We start from the raw sequence: 16984 nt of genomic DNA on the forward strand, positions 1-16984 counted from the left end.
AGCGTGCCTTCCCCGAAGAAGGTGAATAGGAGAGTAAGATGGCCAACCAGAACAACCAGGGCGGCGATCAACGTCGCGATCAGCAGGGCGGCGACCGTGCCAATCAGGGCGGACGCCAGCAACAGCAGGAAGACCAGCAGGGCCAAATGGGTGATGAGCGCCGTCAGGACAAGTCGCCCGGCAAGCAGCAGCGCTGAACAATCATCAGCTTTGCACTGGGAGGGGTCGCGTGGCGGCCCCTTTCCTTATGCAAGGGCCTTAGGCAAGGGGAAGCACCGTGACGGGATCGCCTGCCGCCGCCGGAGCGGAGCCTCCGGGGCGCAGGATGAGGCAGTCCGACATGGCCAGGGCGGCGGTGGCGGCGCTATCCTGCGACGTCACCGAAACGATGCCGGCTTCAGTGCGGAAGGCGCGAAGATAGTCGTCCCGTTCCCCCGTGGCGGGTAGTGGCGCTGCCAATGTCGCGACCGCGGTGCGCGGCAGGGGCGATGCCGCGCCCATCATGTGGCGGACCAGCGGCAGCAGGAACAGCGTCGCGGTTACGAAGGCTGATACCGGATTGCCGGGCAGGCCCAGGAAGATGGCGGAATCCAATGTCCCTGCCATCAGCGGCTTGCCCGGCCGCATGCGAATTTTCCAGAAATCGAGCGAGCCGCCAGCCTGGGCGAAGGCTGGACGGACGACATCATGGTCGCCGACCGACGCGCCGCCGGTCGAAACGATGATGTCGGCATCGGCATCGGCGGCGCGAGCAAAGGCCTGGGCCATGCCGGGCAGGTCATCTCGCACGATCCCCAGGTCGATGATGTCGCAGGGGAGGCTCGCAAGCAGGGCCGCCAGCATGGGTGCGTTAGATGACGGAAGCTGGCCTGGCTGCGTCGACGCGCCGGGCGGCACCAGTTCATTGCCGGTGGAGATCAACGCGACCCGCGCCCGGCGGGAAACGGGCAGTGCGCCATGCCCCGCCACTGCGGCAAGCGCGATCTGCGCGGGGCCAAGCGCGCTGCCGGCGGTCAGCAGGAGATCGTCCTTGCGGAAATCGGAGCCGGCCGAGCGGACATGGCGGCCCGCAGCCAGCGCCTCTTCGAGGCCGCGCAGCCTATTTCCTTCGCGGGCAGCATTTTCCTGGATCAATATGGCGTCTGCGCCCGGCGGCAAGGGCGCTCCGGTGAAGATGCGGCAAGCCTGGCCGGGCTCGATCGGCGGAGGAAGCGCCCCACCCGCCGCGCTTTCGGCAACCACCTGCCATGGCCCCGGCGATTCGGCGGCGCGAACGGCATAGCCGTCCATCGCAGAAAGGTCGGCCCAGGGCTGCTCGCGCAGTGCTGCGACATCTTCCATCAGCCAGCGTCCGGCGCAGGCGGCAACAGGCGCATGATCCGTCGGCAGCGGCCTTGCCAGCGCCATCAGGCGGTTCTGCGCCTCCGCAACGGGAAGCAGGCTCATACCGTGCCATCTTCCCTGGCTGTCCAGTCGCCGGACTTGCCGCCGCTCTTGGCCAGCAGGCGCACGTTGCTGATGATCATGCCCTTGTCCAGCGCCTTCGCCATGTCATAGACCGTCAGCAACGCGACCGATGCGGCGGTCAACGCCTCCATTTCCACGCCGGTCTGTCCGGCCGTCTTTGCGGTCGCCGTCACGGACACGCCGTTGCCGTCCAGGTCGAGGTCGACGCTGACGGAACTGAGCGCAATGGGGTGGCAGAGCGGGATCAGGTCGGAGGTCCGCTTGGCCGCCATGATACCGGCGACGCGGGCGACGGCCAGCACATCGCCCTTCTTCACCAAACCTTGCGCGATGGCCGCCGCCGCTTCGGCGCTCATGCTGATGCGGCCGCTCGCGACGGCCTTGCGCGCGGTTGTCGCCTTGGCGGAAACATCGACCATATGGGCCGATCCCTCCTCGTCCAGATGGGTGAGCTTGCTCATTGGCCGGTCAGCAGCTTGCGTGTGGCCGTTTCGACGTCCGCCTGTCTCATCAACGTTTCCCCCACCAGGAAGCAGCGGACGCCATGATCCGCCATGGCGATCAGGTCATCGTGGCTGCCGATACCACTTTCCGCGACGAAGGTGCAGCCTTCCGGAGCATAGCCGATCAATTCATATGTCCGGGCGAAATCGACGGTGAAGTCTCTAAGGTCGCGATTGTTGACGCCAATCAGGCGCGAGCGGAGTTTCATCGCCCGCTCCAGTTCCTGCGCGTCATGCACTTCGACCAGCGCGTCCATGCCCAGGCCTAACGCGGCGTCCTCTATCTCCGCCATCTGATTGTCGTCGAGCGCCGCGACGATGATCAGGATCGCGTCCGCCCCCAATGCGCGGCTTTCCAGCACCTGCCAGGGATCGATCATGAAATCCTTGCGCAGCACCGGCAGGGCGCAGGCGGCGCGGGCCGCGACCAGATAGTCGTCACGCCCCTGGAAAAAGGGCGCGTCGGTCAGCACTGACAGACAGGCTGCGCCGCCAGCCGCATAGGCGCGGGCATGGGCGGGGGGATCGAAGTCCGGGCGGATCAGGCCCTTGGACGGGCTGGCCTTCTTGACCTCGGCGATCAGGCCGAATCCGGAGCGGGCTGCGTCGTCCAGCGCCTTGCGAAAGCCGCGCGGCGGCGTCTGCTCGGCGGCGCGGGCGTGCAGCGCGGAAATGGCGGTTGCCGCCTTCCGGCTGGCGACCTCCTCTCGCTTCATATCGCAGATTTCGATCAGCTTGTTCGTCATTTATAGGCAATCCAGCAATTGAGAAGCGCATTGGCAAGGCCGCGATCGATGGTTTCGGCGGCTTCCTCCACGCCTTCGCGAAAATCGGATACGGCATCCGCCACGACAAGGGCGGCAGCAGCGTTCAGCAGTACCGCATCGCGATAGGGGCCGGCTTCGCCTTGCAACAGGGCGCGCAGGGCGGCAGCGTTAAAGGCGGGGTCGCCCCCCCGGATCGCATCGACCGGATGGGTGGAAAGGCCGAGTTCCGCAGCGGTGAGGCGACGCATCGCGACAAGGCTGCCGCCCTTCACCTCCGCCAGTACGTTGCCGCCGGCCAGCGACAATTCATCCAGTCCCTCGTCGCCGGAAACGATCATCGCGTGATCGACGCCCAGTTCCGCCAGCGCCTCTGCATAGACGGGGACATAGTCAGGGCGGGCGATGCCGACCAGCTGGCGGCGCACCCCAGCGGGATTGGCGAGCGGCCCCATCAGGTTGAAGATGGTGCGTTCCCCGATCGCCCTGCGAATGGGACCAAGCCGTTTGAGCGCGGGATGATAATTCTGCGCAAAAAGGAAGCAGATGCCAAGATCGGCCAGCGTTGCTTCTGCTGTCGTGGCTGCTCGCGCCAGGTCCAGGCCGAGCGCCTCCAGCGTATCGGCCGCGCCCGCCTTGGAGGAGGCTGCCCGGTTGCCATGCTTGGCCACGGGGACGCCGGCAGCGGCGACGACCAGCGACACCGCGGTCGAAACATTGAGGGTGTGATGCCCGTCACCGCCCGTGCCGCAGACATCGATCGTCCCCGCAGGCGCCGTGACCGGGATCATGCGCTTGCGCATGGCGCGGGCAGCGGCGGCGATTTCCGTTGCCGTCTCGCCCCGCCGGGCCATGGCGACAAGGAAACTGGCGATTTCCTCCTCCGGCAACTCGGCATCGAACAGCATGTCGAAAGCTGTTGCGGCCTGTTGCGCGTCGAGAGGCTCGCAAGGGTCGGGCAGGCGGGTCATGGTCGCTGCCTTAATCATGGGAAGGTGCCAGAGTCGAGATGGGATACGCGAAAGTCGCTATGGATGTGCAACAGAGTGGTACTGGGCGGTGCCATATCGCGCCGCCTAATTCCGGATTCGCAGGACTGACGGTGATCAATTTTCCGGCGTTGAGGAAGCAGGAGGACAGGCGGCCGGACTGCCGGGGAAAGCGGTTCAGCCCGCCACGCGTTCGCGGACCGGAATGCCGGCGATCCGCATGAAATTCGCCAGCATGTCGTGGCCATGTTCCGTGGCGATGCTTTCCGGGTGGAACTGCACCGAATGAATCGGCAGGTCACGGTGCCGGAATCCCATGACCGAACCGTCTTCGCTGGTGGCGTTGACGACAAGGCTTTCGGGAATGTTCTCGACGATCAGCGAATGATAGCGGGTGGCCGTAAAGGGCGAAGGCAGCCCCTGGAACAGCCCGGTGCCGTCATGCGTGACCGGCGATGTCTTTCCGTGCATCAGCCCGCCGCGCACGACCTGACCGCCGAAATGCTGGCCGATCGACTGATGGCCGAGGCACACCCCCAATAACGGCGCCCCGGCATCGGCGCAGGCGGCGACGAGATCAAGGCTGACGCCCGCCTCGTTGGGTGTACAGGGGCCCGGCGAGAGCAGAAATGCCTGCGCGCCGGTGGAAAGGGCCTGGCCGGCGGAAATGGCGTCGTTGCGGACGACCTCAACCTGCGCGCCCAGTTCCATGAGGTAGTGGACGAGGTTCCAGGTGAAGCTGTCATAATTGTCGATGACGAGGATCATCCCGCGGCTTTAGCGCCGGATCGGAGGCAGGGGAAGAGTCGGGATTCCGGATCGATGGGAGAACTGTCCTGGACCTGCGAACGGCGACGGCTTGATAAACCGGATGCGCCTCTCCATATAAGGCGTTGCCGGGTTCGCCCGGCTATGGTGATAAATCGTATCGTGCAATAGGCGCAGCGGACCCGGGGGCGGTACCCGGCGGCTCCACCACATTCCCCGGTTTTCGGGGCGCGTGACGGGGCCGAACTAGGATCGACGTGTGTTGAAAAGCGGTGCCTTTACCCGGCCTGAGTACGCCGTAAAAAGGTTCAAAACTCACAAGTGCCAACGATAACGAGGCTCTTGCTCTTGCTGCGTAATTGATGGCCTCACGGCCTGACATTACTCAAAAAGAACGCGGTTGAACCCACCGGGCAACAGAAGGGAATTCAGCGGCCTCCGGAGGGGCCGGGCAACAGAACCCTCCGGACCTTTTCTCCCCATCCATTTGACATGCTCGGGGCGCGGGGAGAGGGGCATTGTCCCCTGCCATGGCGGGTTCCGGCGAATTGCGCTTGGTGTTGAAGTTCACTGGCCCGCCCTATTTCTCGACCTTTATCTCGAACAATCTGGCCCAGTTCTTCCCCGTGACGAACAGACGGTCGGTCCTCGCATCATAGGCTATGCCATTGGCGACCGCCTCGCTGTCTCTGGCGCCGCTTGCCTGCAGAAGAGGGGCGATGTCGAGCCAGTCGATCACCGCGCCGGTGCGCGGATCAATCCGGGCGATATGGGTATCGTACCAGATATTGGCCCATATCTCGCCCTTCACATATTCCAGTTCATTGAGGCGGTCCACAGGACGGCCATTCCACGTCACGGTGATCCGGCGTTCCTCGGTCAGCCTTTCGGGGTCCAGAAAGCGAAGCTGCGCAGTGCCGTCGCTCATGATGAGGCTGTGCCCGTCCTGCGTCAGCCCCCAGCCTTCGCCCTCATAGCGGAACTGGGAAACCGGGGAAAAATCGCTCAGCTTCCACACGAAGCCCTGCCGATGCCGCCAGGTCAGGCTGATCAACCGGTCCTTCCAGTTGACGATGCCCTCTCCGAAATAGGGGCGGGGAATGATCCGGTGGGCCAGCGCCTTGCCGCTCTTGAGATCGACCTTCCGAATCTCTGACTCGCCCTCCAGGCCCGTGCTCTCATACAGGGCGCCATCATGGTAGAAGAGCCCCTCGGTAAAGGCGCCGGGATCGTGCGGATAGCTTCGGACGAGTTTCCAGCGCGTCTCCGCCTGCGCGGGAAAGATCAGCAGCCACGCGCCCAGCAGCGCGACGACAACGTGCCTCATTCGGCGGCCTGGTCCGCCATGGCCGCGGCAAGCCAGCCTGGCAGGGCGGCGGGATCCATATCCTCCATCCGCCGCAATTCGATGGAGAGGCCAAGATCGGCCAGCGCAGCCTTCTGCCGCTTCTCGTCGGCCTGTGCCATCGGCACCGCGACCAGGCGCCGGCTCACCTTGTTGCGATAATGCATGCGCGCGGTGTTTTCCTGCCCCACATAGCATCCCTTGTCATAATCCACGCCACTGAGTTCGCCGGCATTGGTTTCCAGCCAGAGGAGCTGGTCCTGACCGAGTTCGCCCGCGCCTTCGAATATGCCGAGCGACAATCTGTGCGCCCGGAATGCCGCGGATGCATCGCCTTCATCCGGCGCTGCGATCCAGCGGTGGCCGAGTTCCGACAGGCGCGGATCGAACGGCTTGCCGGGCGCTTCGAGAGCCCAGTGCACCGCCAGCGCATCCTCCGGCATGATTGCCACCTTGCGCCGCAACCGGTAGATCGTCAGTCGCTTCATCAGGGCATCCGCCTGAGCGCCCTCGCAATCGATGAGCACATCGTCACCCCCTGCCCAGAGGATGAAATCGAACAGCACCTTACCCTGCGGCGTCAGCAGTGCGGTCCAGCGCGGTTCCCCCTCTTTCAGTTTCAGGACGTCGCGGGTGAGCAGGCCCTGGAGGAAGCTTTTCGCATCCTCGCCGGAAATTCTGAGGAGGGCGCGGTCGGTAAGGGTGGTGCCGGTCATCGGCTTTAGGTAGGACAAACGCCCATCATATCCAAGCCCACCCCCAAGCTGGCGAGACCGACATGACTTTCGACCTCCTCCTGAAGAACGGAACCGTGCACACCCCTGGCGGCGCGGAAAGCGTGGATGTGGGCGTGAGCGGCGGCAGAATCGTCGCCATCGGCGCGTCCCTGGGCGATGCGGGCGAAGTGATCGACTGCGCAGGCCTGGACGTGCTGCCGGGCTGCATCGACAGTCAGGTCCATTTTCGCGAGCCCGGGCTGGAGCATAAGGAAGATCTGGAATCGGGCAGCCGCGCGGCAGTGCTGGGCGGCATCACCGCCGTGTTCGAGATGCCGAACACAAATCCCAACACCGACACTGCCGAGCGGGTACGGGACAAGCTGAATCGCGCCCATCATCGCATGTGGTGCGACCATGCCTTCTATGTCGGCGCCACCGCGGACAATGCCGAGCAGTTGAAGGAACTGGAGCGGATACCCGGCACCTCGGGGGTCAAGATCTTCATGGGTGCCTCCACCGGCAGCCTGCTGGTTGACGATGACGACGCATTGTCCCGTGTCCTCGCCAGCGGCACCCGACGCGTCGCCATCCATGCCGAGGACGAGGCACGGATGAACGCGCGCAAGGATCTGCGGGTGGAAGGCGATCCGTCGTCTCACCCCGTGTGGCGTGACGATGAAAGCGCGATGATCGCCACCAGGCGGATCATCGATCTTGCCCGCAAGGCGCGCCGTCGCATTCACATTCTGCATGTGACGACGCCCGCAGAACTGGAATATATCGGCCGAAACAAGGATATCGCAACCTGTGAAGTCACGCCCCAGCATCTAACCCTGGCGGCGGAGCATGCCTATCCGCGTCTTGGTACCTATGCGCAGATGAACCCCCCGATCCGCTCCGGCGCGCATCGCGACGGGTTGTGGCATTGGCTGAACCAGGGGGTGCCCGACGTTCTGGGCAGCGATCATGCGCCGCACACGATCGAGGAGAAGGCGAAATCCTATCCCGCCTCGCCCAGCGGCATGCCGGGCGTGCAGACGCTGGTCCCGCTGCTGCTCAATCACGTGGCGGAGGGGCGGCTGTCGCTCCGTCGCTTCATCGAACTGACTTCTTCGGGGCCGCAGCGCGTCTTCGGCCTGGTGGGCAAGGGCCGCATTGCGATCGGTTATGACGCCGATTTCACCGTGGTCGACCTGAAGAAGCGCTGGACGGTGGGTGGCGACTGGCTGTCCTCCCGCTGCAACTGGTCGCCCTTTGAGGGGATGGAACTGACCGGCAAGGCTGTCGGCACCATCATCCGCGGCCATCGCGTCATGTGGGAAGATGCACTGGCGAATGAGGCAGTGGGTGAGCCTGTCCGCTTCGAAGCGACCGAGTTCGCCTAAACCGATGCCAGGCGGTTGCGACGGGCGGCGCTCAGGCCGTCCGCCGCGAACACGACAAGGCTGAGCCAGATCAATCCGAAGCTAGCCATCTGTCCCATCGTCAGTTTTTCGCCGAACAGCAGGATGGCACACAGGAACTGGATGGAAGGCGCCAGATATTGCAACAGGCCAAGCGTCGCCATGGGCAATCGGTGCGCGGCGATCGCAAACAGGACCAAAGGAATGGTCGTAACTGCGCCAGCTGCGATCAGAAGGACGGTGGTCGGCATATCCTGTCCGAAGCTCGCGCCGCCGTGCATCGACAGCCAGAACAGATAGGCGACGGCCGGCGGCATCAGCAGAAAGGTCTCGACACCCAGTCCGACCATGGGGGCAACCGGCGTCATTTTCCGAATCAGTCCATAAAAGCCGAAGGAAAATGCCAGCGCCACGCTGATCCAGAGCGTCGTCAGCGCCGTTGCGGCCATGATGGCGACGCCGACCGCGGCGACCGCCACCGCCGCCAGTTGTCCCAGCCTCAGTCGCTCGCCGAGCAGCAGCATGCCCAGCCCGACGTTGACGAGCGGATTGAGGAAATAACCCAGGCTGGCGGCGATGACATGCCCCGCGTTCACCGCCCCGACATAGGTCAGCCAATTGATGCCGATCATGAGGGCTGATCCGGAAAGGGCGAAAAGGAGTCGCCGGTCGCGCAATATTGGCCCCAGCTCGCGAAGGTTCCGTCGCGCTAGCAACAGCGTCAGGATCAACAGCAGCGACCATAGGATGCGCTGGCAGACAATCTCCACCGCATTCACATGATGCAGCAGCCTGAAATAGATAGGCAGTAGTCCCCAGGCGCTATAGGCCGCTATGGCCGCGAGCAGGCCCTGCCGTACCGTCTGTTCGGATGGATCGGAACTATTCAGAGGATTCCTCCGCCCATGAACAGCCGCAGGGCGCCGAACGCCGCCACGATCAGGCAAAAATTACGTCCCCCGTTTTTCGTGGAGAACATGCCGACAAAGGCGCCGAACAACGCCATGGGCACCAGCAGCCAGTTGAGCGCCCCCAGCAGCGGAAAGACCGCCGGGATCATCAGGAGCAGGGTGATGAGGCCAATCAGGGCTGACAGGACGTTGAACATGGCCGTACAAATGGCGAGTGAGCAGGGCCGAAGCAAGGCAGGATACCGGGCCAGTTGACGCAGACTGGCCCGGCGCCCGGGGAAGTTCGTGATTCACCAAAAACCCTAACGAAAAATTAACCTCTGTTCTTCATGTCTTGTTTACGAAGGAGTGAAGCGATGGCGCCTGTTCGATCGTTCTGTGTTCTGGCGATGCTTGTCGCCCTGCCTCTGGCGGGCTGCGACAAGAAAAAGGATGATCTGAACGCGCTCGACGCCCAACTCACCAACAATGCGGTGGATGCGCTCGCCAATCAGATCGTGGTCGATCCCCGGCTTGCCGGCCGCTCCGATGCGGCCGCAAAACTGCCGGCGTTGAAGGGAGAGGCCGCGACTGCGCTGGCCGCCTCCGTGAAGCTGGCGGGCGGGACGCTGCTTGCCGCGCCCGCGCCTGCCCAAGGGCAGGCAAAGGAGTCAGAAGCCGCGCTGGCTGCCGTGGCCGCCGAACAGAAGAAGCCGGGCGGCAATGCCCTTTGTCGCGAGCAACTGATCCATGGCGCGCAATGGGCCAGCCGCCTGCCCGAACCCTTTGCCGTTTATCCCGGCGCGCAGCTCATGGAGGCTGCGGGTGCGGAAAAGGACGGTTGCACGCTGCGGGCGGCGACATTCGTCACGCCGGTGCCGTGGCAAAGCGTGATGGACTTCTATTATACCCAGGCTCGTCGCGCAGGCTTTGATGCCGAACACAGGGTGATGGGCGGCGACCATGTGCTGGGCGGCTCGCGCAAGGATGACGGCAGCGCCTTCCTGCTGCTGTTCACCCAGGCGCCGGGCGGCAAGACGAGCGTCGACCTGTTAGCGGATAACGGCCGCTAGGACCGTTGGGCACCGCACCCTGATCAGTTGCGCATAGCGGCGACCGTCCGCCCGATTTCAGGGCTTGCGCCGGAGGCCCAACAACCACGGCTTCACCCCGCGCGTCGGATGAGGCGTACCGTCAAGCCGCCTAGCGCGGATGATACGGATCGGCTTGATGATCATCTGCCCCCGCATCGGCCCCGATCCGCAGCAGGTCGGCACGGCAAGGATCCGCTTCACAACATCCATGCCGCCAACGACGTGGCCGAAAGCGGCATAGCCGATATAGTCGCCCCGCGCGTCCATGTTCGGCGTCGGCCCCACGGTGATGAAGAAATTGCCCATGGCGGAATTGGCGCGGTCGGGCCTCGCCATGGAAAGCGTGGCGTCGAGATGCCTGATCCCGGTCTGCGTCGTCGGCTCGTGCTTGATCGGCGGCAGTGAACGGCGGGCGTCGGTGTCGATCCCGCCCTGGATCAGCCCCAGCCCTGGATCGCTCTTGCGCCGCGCCGCGCGATAGAAGGTCACGCCGTCAAAGCGCCCGTCATCGACATAGGTGAGGAAATTGGCGGAGGTGACAGGTGCCCTCCGATCATCGGTCGCGACCACGATGGTGCCCATGGAGGTCTCTATCGCTACGCGGGTATGGCCGGGGGTTGGCCGGTTCGCGGTCAGCGCGAGGGCGGAACCGGAAGCCAGAGTGCCAAGAAGCGGGACAAGCGACAGGAGGGCAAAACGCAGGACAGCAGGGATCATCGACAGGCAAGCACGCTCAATGAAAGGAGTTTCGCCTTAGGCTAGAGCCTGTGCAGGCCCGGCGCAACCGGGTGACAAGCACCCGTTCCACACACTTCTTCGCAGAAGAAGGCGCCGCCATAAGTCAGTTCATTCGGCGCAAGCGATCCTGACCGTGCAAAACAGCTAATCAGATTTCGTTGGAGTCCAGGTTCGTCTTTGCCGGATGCCACATATTCGGATTTCCTGTCGTGGGGCATGCGCCGACGCCCGCCACCAGCATGTCGAGCGTATCGGCATAAATCTCTTCCACCAGCAATTCCGCTTCGGGATCGCGGTCGTGTCTGATCAGCACGTCAAGCATCAACAGGTTCATTGCGATGAGCCGATGCTGCACCAGTCGCGGTGGAACGTCCGGCATGGCTCTTTCGATCAGCAGGAGCAGCTCTACCGTCACGGGCGTCAAGCTCATGGCCTGGCCGCGCAGGGCAATGGCGGGTTCGAATTGCAGGACCTGCCGCAGGAAGGAGGCATAGCTGTGTTGGCCCCGCTCGTCCTGCTGTTCGAGAAGGGGGCGAAACAGGCAATCGAGCAGAATGCGCAGATCAGCTTCCCTGCCTTTGACGCGCGCCGCTGCCAGCAGGGCGCTGCGACGCGCATCGATTGCCGGGAGCCGCCTTGTATAGATCGCGTTCACCAACCCGTCGCGTCCGCCGAAATGATATTGAACCGAGGCCGGGTTCGACAGGCCTGCAGCGGCGCTGATCTCTCGAAGCGACACGGCGTCGAGGCCGTGCTCGCCCCATAAACGCTCCGCCACATCGACGATAACGGCGCGCGACTTGGGTCGCTTCACGGGGACAGCGGCAGGGCTCATGGCATTTCACCATATCCGCTTGCGCGCCCACGTCCAGTTTAATACACTTGTTATAATTATGGCGAGGCGGTTGGAAATGCCGCATCTGCTGGTCCGAAAAAATTCACGGGAGGTGCCGCATGAAATTGATGTTCACATCATTGGTTCTGTCGCTTGCCGCGTCTGCCTTGGCTGCCGAGCCGCACATAACGCTTCCGATTCCGGACGGGACATTCACTGGCACGGTCGGGCGGACGTTCCGGGAATCGTCACCCGCATCGCTTCCCAAGCCCGTCGCGGCACCCAAAGGGGCGCCCAATATCATCGTCATCATGCTCGACGATGCCGGTTTCGGCCAATATGCGACTTTTGGCGGCGCGGTGCCTTCGCCCGCGATGGATCGGCTGGCCGCCGAGGGCTTGCGCTTCAATCGCTTCCATACGGCGGGTATCTGCTCGCCCACGCGCGCCGCGCTTCTGACGGGGCGCAATCCGCATAATGCGGGGGTTGGCATCGTCACCGAACTAGCGACCGGCTATGACGGCTATACGGGCATCATTCCGCAGAGTACCGTGCCTGTTGCCCGCATTCTTCGCGACAATGGCTATGCCACCGCCATGTTCGGAAAGAACCACAACACGCCGCCTGCCGAGGCCGGGCCTGCGGGGCCCTTCAATCACTGGCCGGGCGGCTTTGGCTTCGATTATTTCTATGGGTTCAACGCCTGGGGCACCAGTCAGCATCAGCCGTTGCTGTTCGAGAATAACCGGCCCGTGCCGCCTGTGCGCGACCCGGACTATCACCTCACCCATGATCTTGCGGATCGCGCCATCGGCTGGATCAGGAGCGTGAAGGCCGCCAGCCCAGACCGGCCCTATTTCCTCTATCTTGCCCCCGGTGCGACGCATGCGCCGCACCATGCGCCGAAGGCATGGATCGATCGCTTCAAGGGTCAGTTCGACAAGGGCTGGGACGCGTATCGGACCGCCGCCTTTGCAAGGCAGAAGGCGCTTGGCGTAGTGCCGAAGGATGCCAAGCTGACCCCGCGTCCGGCGGAAATTCCTGCATGGGACAGCCTGCCAGCCGAAACGCAGCGCATCTTCGCTCGTCAGATGGAGGTGTTCGCCGGATTTGCCGCCCATACCGATGCGGAGGTGGGCCGGCTGATCGATGCCGTCCATGCGATGCCAGGGGGTGAGAACACGCTGATCGTCTATATTGCGGGCGACAATGGCGCGAGCGCGGAGGGCGGGGCGAATGGTACGCTGAACGAACTGGGGCCGGCAAACGGGCTGGAAGAGAAGGTGACGACCGCCGAACTGGCGGACCTGGGCGGTCCGGCCTATAACAACAATTATCCCGCCGGCTGGGCGTGGGCGGTCAATACGCCTTTTCGCTATTACAAACAGGTGGTGTCGCATCTTGGCGCGGTGCGCAATCCCATGGTCATGTCGTGGCCCGCGCGCATTGCCGACAAGGGTGCGCTCAGAAGCCAGTTCACCGATGTGACGGACATTGCGCCAACGCTTCTTGCCGCTGCAGGCGTTAGGGCGCCAACCAGCGTCGACGGCATTGCCCAGAAGCCGCTGGACGGCGTCAACCTGCTCCCAGTGGCGACGGAGCCCCATGCGCCCGAGGTGCGGCAGCGCCAATATTTCGAGGTGTTCGGCAATCGCGCCATCTATGATCACGGCTGGATGGCATCGGCCCGGCTTGCAAACCCGTGGGAAGCCAACCGTGCCATGCTGGATCCCGATAAGGTCCATTGGGAACTTTACGACCTGGATCACGACTTTACCCAGGCCCATGATCTTGCCGCTCGCTATCCCGAACGACTCGAGCAGTACAGGAAACTGTGGTGGGAGGAAGCGAAGCGCAACAATGTGCTGCCGCTCGACTGGCGGGCAGGGGAAAGGCTCGCCAGCCGCCCACCGGATTCGCGGACCCATTTCGAACTGTATCCCGGTACGATCGGCATTCCCGAAACGATCGCGCCCAATATCCGCAACCGGTCATGGACCATCGCGGCGGACGGCAGCTTCACTGCGCGTGACAACGGCATGCTCATCACCCAGGGAGGCATGACGGGGGGCTGGGCCTTCTATCTGCGCGATGGACGGCCCGCTTTCGATTATAATCTTGGATTGGCGGCGCATTACCGCATCGTCGCGCAATCTCCGATTGCCGCAGGTACGAAGTCGCTGGTGGCGCGGTTTGATTATGAGGGCGCCCCGCAGGTCAGGGGCGGCGGGGGCGTGCTGACCCTGCTCGCCGACGGGCAGGTCGTGGCGACCGGCCATCTCCCCCGGACACTTCCAGGGATTTTCTCGCTTAATGAAGGTCTCGATGTGGGGACGGATTATGGATCGCCTGTCGGAGACTATCCGTTTCCGTCCGACTTCACCGGGATGTTGAGCGATGTTCGGATCGACCTGCGCTGATGCCGGGTTTTCGGACTCGGCGAGGGCGTTTTCTACGCTGATGGAGAAAATCTGTCGGTTCGGCGCGAGCGGTAAAACAAAAAAATGAAGCACCAAAAAGGAAAGGCGGCAGCTTCATCGCTGCCGCCTTCTTGATTCTCGTTTAGCAGCTTGAATTGCGGTCGATGGCGCGGCCGGCCAGCGCGCCGGCGCCAGCGCCGATGATGGTGCCGGGAGCCCGATCACCGCGAGTGTCGACCGCGCGGCCCAGCAAAGCCCCGGCGACACCGCCCAGCAGCAGGCCCGTCGTACCGCCCGACTTGCGGCAACGATAGCCGCGGTCATCGCGATAGGAGCGGTAGTCGCGATAATCGCGGCGGTCGGAATAGCGGACCCGCTCGTGACGGTCATAGCGGTGCCAGCCGTCGTCGCGGGCGAAGGACGTCGCCGGCACCGCTGCGGAAAGCGTCGCGGCAGCAGCTGCGATGGCGAGCATGGTTTTGCGAATGGTCATGACTGGTCTCCTCTTACCTTGTCGTTGACCCGCTTATTCCACGCGGCACATGCGCCGATCCTGAACCGCTTTGTTATCAACGGTTAAGCTGAACGGAACTGGCCGTGCCGTGTCGATAAAGCAGGTTAAGCGCGAACGCGCCGCGGCCTTTCGGAATGGATATCGACCGGAAATCCCACCTTGCCGTCTTCAATAGAGGAGGTCGGCATGCAGAACGGACAGCGCAGCGAATCGTCCCAGGACCCGGCGGAGAAGGACACGACGACTCATCGCCGCCGGAAAGAGATTTTCCCGGCGGCGATGAGGATCGCGCCGACGGTGGAACCTAGAGCGCATAGAAGGCCGAGGATAACGACGCCAATCCCTTGGCACCACCGTCAATATTCAAGCCGGGAGCTCGTCGAAGGGATGGAAGCAGCCTTATCGCTTGCTGCTTCTCAAGCCGCGATCAACTCGAAAGCAGCGGGTAACGCATGCGCCAATCATCCAGCAAGGCCTCGATCGCGGCGATCTCCTGGAATGAGCCAGTCGGCGCGGCAGACCAGTTGCAATGGGGATGCGTGGTACGGCTATAGAGGCGGATCGGCCCCACCAGCCTGCGCCAGTGATGCTTGCTGCGTCCATGATCGCGGACCAGCCGGGCAATGATCATGTCGACAAGTTTGTCAGTCGTCATTTTCTTTCCCCTCGGCACAGGGCCATTGCCCGGGCAGTTCCAGATAGGCCTCCAGCTCCCGCCAATGCCGGTCCCATCCTGGGCCGCGCCGTCCTTCCGGCACATGCGCCTCCACCATGCGTCTGGCTCGTGCCACGACATTGTCGCTGGGCGCGCGCAGACGGGCGAGAATGTCCCGGATACCGCCCGTCATGAAGATCGCCGCCGCATGGATCGCTGATAGAAGCAGCCATGCGGGCTTTCAACAACTCCGAAGTGCGGGCAAACTTGGCATCCCAAGAATCAGGGAAAGCGTGCTTTCGCTTTGTCGCGAAACAGCAACGGCAGTCCGCAAAAGACCGACTATCTATTGTCAATCATAAAGATAGAGAATAGATAGTCGGGTAGGAGGTTCTTTCATGCGCCCACATATCCCTGAATTGACCGCACCCGCGACAATATTGACCGTGCCCGGCCTGATGAACAGCGGAGCGGGGCACTGGCAGACCATCTGGGAAGCCGAGCTGCCCAACTGCCATCGCGCTGAACTGGGCAGTTGGGATGCCCCGCAACGCAATAGCTGGATCAGCCATCTCAACCATGCGATCGACCGCGTCGACGGCCCTGTCATCCTGGCCGCTCATAGCCTGGGTTGTCATGCCATAGCGTGGTGGGCTGCGTTCGAATGTCCGCAATGGAGCGAAAAGATCATCGGAGCCATGCTCGTCGCTCCACCGGAACTCGAATCGGGCGCGGTCGATCCGCGCCTGCGCGGTTTTGCGCCCACGCCCAAGGCATTATTGCCTTTCCCTTCGATCCTCGTCGCGAGCCGCAACGATCCCTATATTTCCTTCAGCCGGGCAAGACTGCTCGCGCAATTCTGGGGTTGTCGCTTTGCCGATGCCGGTGAGGCGGGACACATCAACGCTGATTCCGGGTTGGGCGATTGGGCATTCGGGCGGTTTTTGCTTTCACGTCTTGGGCAATCGTTCGAGGACCAAGGCATGGAGGTCCGGCAGACTGCGGGAGAGCGTGAGCGCAGCGCGGAGGCTACTTTGCTCTACGGCATCTGATTATTGGCAGCTATCCCATCGGGACCGGAGTTGGATCTTTGCTCTGGATCGGAGGGTTCGCGGTCCCTCATCAGGCGAAAAGGCCCGTAATTTCGAGATAGGGAAGCAAAAACCATATATTTTCAGATATTTACGCAAAAAAATCCGGAAATTTCTCGAAACTGTCATTTTTAGGGTTGCCTGAATCTGCTGGCCCACCTAGATGCGCCTTCACCGACGCGGCGCTGCCCCACTGGGACGGCGGAAGCGGCGGTCGCCGACATAGACGGACGCTGGTCCCCCGGAACGCAAGGAACGGGGTGGGATAGCTGTCCGGTTTATGTTGTGAGGTTCTTTGACATTGTAGATTGATGAAGGGACATGTGGGCGGCGGCTCCGGGTTCTGGCGGCTTCTGGGCGTCGGATATTCGGTTTAAAGCAAGCCATTACTCACAATGTCCTTACACACCATGTAAGATTTGTGCAGGAATGGCTCCTGGAAATGAGCGGTTCGTGTTTGGGATTATTCCTCCTGGATGCGGATCGGACATCAAACTTGAGAGTTTGATCCTGGCTCAGAACGAACGCTGGCGGCATGCCTAATACATGCAAGTCGAACGAGCCCTTCGGGGTTAGTGGCGCACGGGTGCGTAACGCGTGGGAATCTGCCCTTGGGTTCGGAATAACGTCGGGAAACTGACGCTAATACCGGATGATGACGAAAGTCCAAAGATTTATCGCCCAGGGATGAGCCCGCGTAGGATTAGCTAGTTGGTGAGGTAAAGGCTCACCAAGGCGACGATCCTTAGCTGGTCTGAGAGGATGATCAGCCACACTGGGACTGAGACA

At 62.8% G+C, this 16984-nt stretch carries 19 protein-coding genes, 1 rRNA gene and 1 other RNA gene; 7 read left to right on the forward strand and 14 right to left on the reverse strand.

Going from position 1 to position 16984, the window contains the following annotated elements; translation table 11 throughout:
• Window positions 1–38: 38 nt before the first annotated feature.
• Window positions 39–197: a hypothetical protein gene (locus tag MRBLMC3_RS16005; RefSeq protein WP_363830397.1), complete on the forward strand. Its 159-nt coding sequence runs from the start codon at window positions 39–41 to the stop codon at window positions 195–197.
• Between the two features lie 61 nt (window positions 198–258).
• Here the strand turns inward: MRBLMC3_RS16005 and glp are convergent, their stop codons facing one another.
• The 5 genes from glp to MRBLMC3_RS16030 form a co-directional block, all read right to left on the reverse strand.
• Window positions 259–1446, reverse strand: coding sequence for a gephyrin-like molybdotransferase Glp (glp, locus tag MRBLMC3_RS16010; RefSeq protein ID WP_363830399.1), 1188 nt, complete (start codon window positions 1444–1446; stop codon window positions 259–261).
• A complete protein-coding gene (gene moaC / locus MRBLMC3_RS16015) occupies window positions 1443–1928 on the reverse strand; it encodes a cyclic pyranopterin monophosphate synthase MoaC (RefSeq protein WP_133654120.1) in 486 nt (161 codons plus the stop codon). Before moaC ends, glp begins: the two co-directional genes overlap by 4 nt.
• Window positions 1925–2716 carry an indole-3-glycerol phosphate synthase TrpC gene (gene trpC / locus MRBLMC3_RS16020; protein WP_363830402.1) on the reverse strand — a complete coding sequence of 264 codons (792 nt, stop codon included), beginning with the start codon at window positions 2714–2716 and terminating at the stop codon, window positions 1925–1927. Before trpC ends, moaC begins: the two co-directional genes overlap by 4 nt.
• Complete coding sequence (gene trpD, locus MRBLMC3_RS16025) at window positions 2713–3705, reverse strand: anthranilate phosphoribosyltransferase (protein ID WP_363830404.1); 993 nt, start codon at window positions 3703–3705, stop codon at window positions 2713–2715. Before trpD ends, trpC begins: the two co-directional genes overlap by 4 nt.
• Before the next feature lie 195 nt (window positions 3706–3900).
• On the reverse strand, window positions 3901–4491 hold the full coding sequence (locus MRBLMC3_RS16030) for an anthranilate synthase component II (protein ID WP_363756415.1): 591 nt from the start codon (window positions 4489–4491) through the stop codon (window positions 3901–3903).
• Window positions 4492–4578: 87 nt separating this feature from the next.
• Here MRBLMC3_RS16030 and ssrA point away from each other — a divergent pair.
• Window positions 4579–4922: a transfer-messenger RNA gene (gene ssrA / locus MRBLMC3_RS16035) on the forward strand.
• Between the two features lie 149 nt (window positions 4923–5071).
• Here ssrA and MRBLMC3_RS16040 read toward each other — a convergent pair.
• Both MRBLMC3_RS16040 and MRBLMC3_RS16045 read right to left on the reverse strand, forming a co-directional pair.
• On the reverse strand, window positions 5072–5818 hold the full coding sequence (locus MRBLMC3_RS16040) for a glutaminyl-peptide cyclotransferase (protein WP_363830407.1): 747 nt from the start codon (window positions 5816–5818) through the stop codon (window positions 5072–5074).
• Complete coding sequence (locus MRBLMC3_RS16045; RefSeq protein WP_363830464.1) at window positions 5815–6552, reverse strand: YgfZ/GcvT domain-containing protein; 738 nt, start codon at window positions 6550–6552, stop codon at window positions 5815–5817. Before MRBLMC3_RS16045 ends, MRBLMC3_RS16040 begins: the two co-directional genes overlap by 4 nt.
• Window positions 6553–6614: 62 nt before the next feature.
• Between MRBLMC3_RS16045 and MRBLMC3_RS16050 the strand changes: the two genes are divergently transcribed.
• Complete coding sequence (locus MRBLMC3_RS16050) at window positions 6615–7940, forward strand: dihydroorotase (protein WP_363830409.1); 1326 nt, start codon at window positions 6615–6617, stop codon at window positions 7938–7940.
• On the opposite strand, the gene rarD is transcribed toward MRBLMC3_RS16050, so the two are convergent.
• Both rarD and MRBLMC3_RS16060 read right to left on the reverse strand, forming a co-directional pair.
• Window positions 7937–8806, reverse strand: a complete 870-nt coding sequence (gene rarD, locus MRBLMC3_RS16055) for an EamA family transporter RarD (protein WP_363830466.1) — start codon at window positions 8804–8806, stop codon at window positions 7937–7939. The two genes, MRBLMC3_RS16050 and rarD, sit on opposite strands and share 4 nt — an antisense overlap.
• A 38-nt stretch (window positions 8807–8844) precedes the next feature.
• On the reverse strand, window positions 8845–9066 hold the full coding sequence (locus MRBLMC3_RS16060) for a hypothetical protein (RefSeq protein WP_133654126.1): 222 nt from the start codon (window positions 9064–9066) through the stop codon (window positions 8845–8847).
• A gap of 159 nt (window positions 9067–9225) precedes the next feature.
• Here MRBLMC3_RS16060 and MRBLMC3_RS16065 point away from each other — a divergent pair, with 159 nt between their 5' ends.
• On the forward strand, window positions 9226–9921 hold the full coding sequence (locus tag MRBLMC3_RS16065; RefSeq protein ID WP_363830411.1) for a hypothetical protein: 696 nt from the start codon (window positions 9226–9228) through the stop codon (window positions 9919–9921).
• A gap of 57 nt (window positions 9922–9978) precedes the next feature.
• On the opposite strand, the gene MRBLMC3_RS16070 is transcribed toward MRBLMC3_RS16065, so the two are convergent.
• Window positions 9979–10659, reverse strand: coding sequence for a peptidylprolyl isomerase (locus MRBLMC3_RS16070; RefSeq protein ID WP_414714655.1), 681 nt, complete (start codon window positions 10657–10659; stop codon window positions 9979–9981).
• A gap of 169 nt (window positions 10660–10828) precedes the next feature.
• Window positions 10829–11515: a TetR/AcrR family transcriptional regulator gene (locus MRBLMC3_RS16075; protein ID WP_363830414.1), complete on the reverse strand. Its 687-nt coding sequence runs from the start codon at window positions 11513–11515 to the stop codon at window positions 10829–10831.
• A 119-nt stretch (window positions 11516–11634) separates the two neighbouring features.
• Between MRBLMC3_RS16075 and MRBLMC3_RS16080 the strand changes: the two genes are divergently transcribed.
• Entirely contained in the window at window positions 11635–13935 is a 2301-nt protein-coding gene (locus MRBLMC3_RS16080) for an arylsulfatase (RefSeq protein ID WP_363830417.1), read from the forward strand.
• A 142-nt stretch (window positions 13936–14077) separates the two neighbouring features.
• Here MRBLMC3_RS16080 and MRBLMC3_RS16085 read toward each other — a convergent pair whose 3' ends face one another.
• The 3 genes from MRBLMC3_RS16085 to MRBLMC3_RS16095 all read right to left on the reverse strand — a co-directional run bounded on the left by MRBLMC3_RS16085 (window position 14078) and on the right by MRBLMC3_RS16095 (window position 15297).
• On the reverse strand, window positions 14078–14428 hold the full coding sequence (locus tag MRBLMC3_RS16085) for a glycine zipper 2TM domain-containing protein (RefSeq protein ID WP_363830420.1): 351 nt from the start codon (window positions 14426–14428) through the stop codon (window positions 14078–14080).
• 448 nt (window positions 14429–14876) lie between these two features.
• Complete coding sequence (locus MRBLMC3_RS16090; protein WP_363830422.1) at window positions 14877–15104, reverse strand: hypothetical protein; 228 nt, start codon at window positions 15102–15104, stop codon at window positions 14877–14879.
• On the reverse strand, window positions 15094–15297 hold the full coding sequence (locus MRBLMC3_RS16095) for a hypothetical protein (RefSeq protein WP_133654132.1): 204 nt from the start codon (window positions 15295–15297) through the stop codon (window positions 15094–15096). Before MRBLMC3_RS16095 ends, MRBLMC3_RS16090 begins: the two co-directional genes overlap by 11 nt.
• Window positions 15298–15502: 205 nt before the next feature.
• Here MRBLMC3_RS16095 and MRBLMC3_RS16100 point away from each other — a divergent pair, with 205 nt between their 5' ends.
• The gene (locus MRBLMC3_RS16100) at window positions 15503–16156 is read left to right on the forward strand and encodes an RBBP9/YdeN family alpha/beta hydrolase (RefSeq protein WP_363830425.1); all 654 of its coding nucleotides are present in this window, start codon (window positions 15503–15505) and stop codon (window positions 16154–16156) included.
• Between the two features lie 531 nt (window positions 16157–16687).
• Window positions 16688–16984: ribosomal RNA gene (locus MRBLMC3_RS16105) — 16S ribosomal RNA — on the forward strand; the annotation flags it as partial.

This window comes from Sphingobium sp. LMC3-1-1.1 (genome assembly GCF_040676285.1).
GTDB lineage: Bacteria > Pseudomonadota > Alphaproteobacteria > Sphingomonadales > Sphingomonadaceae > Sphingobium.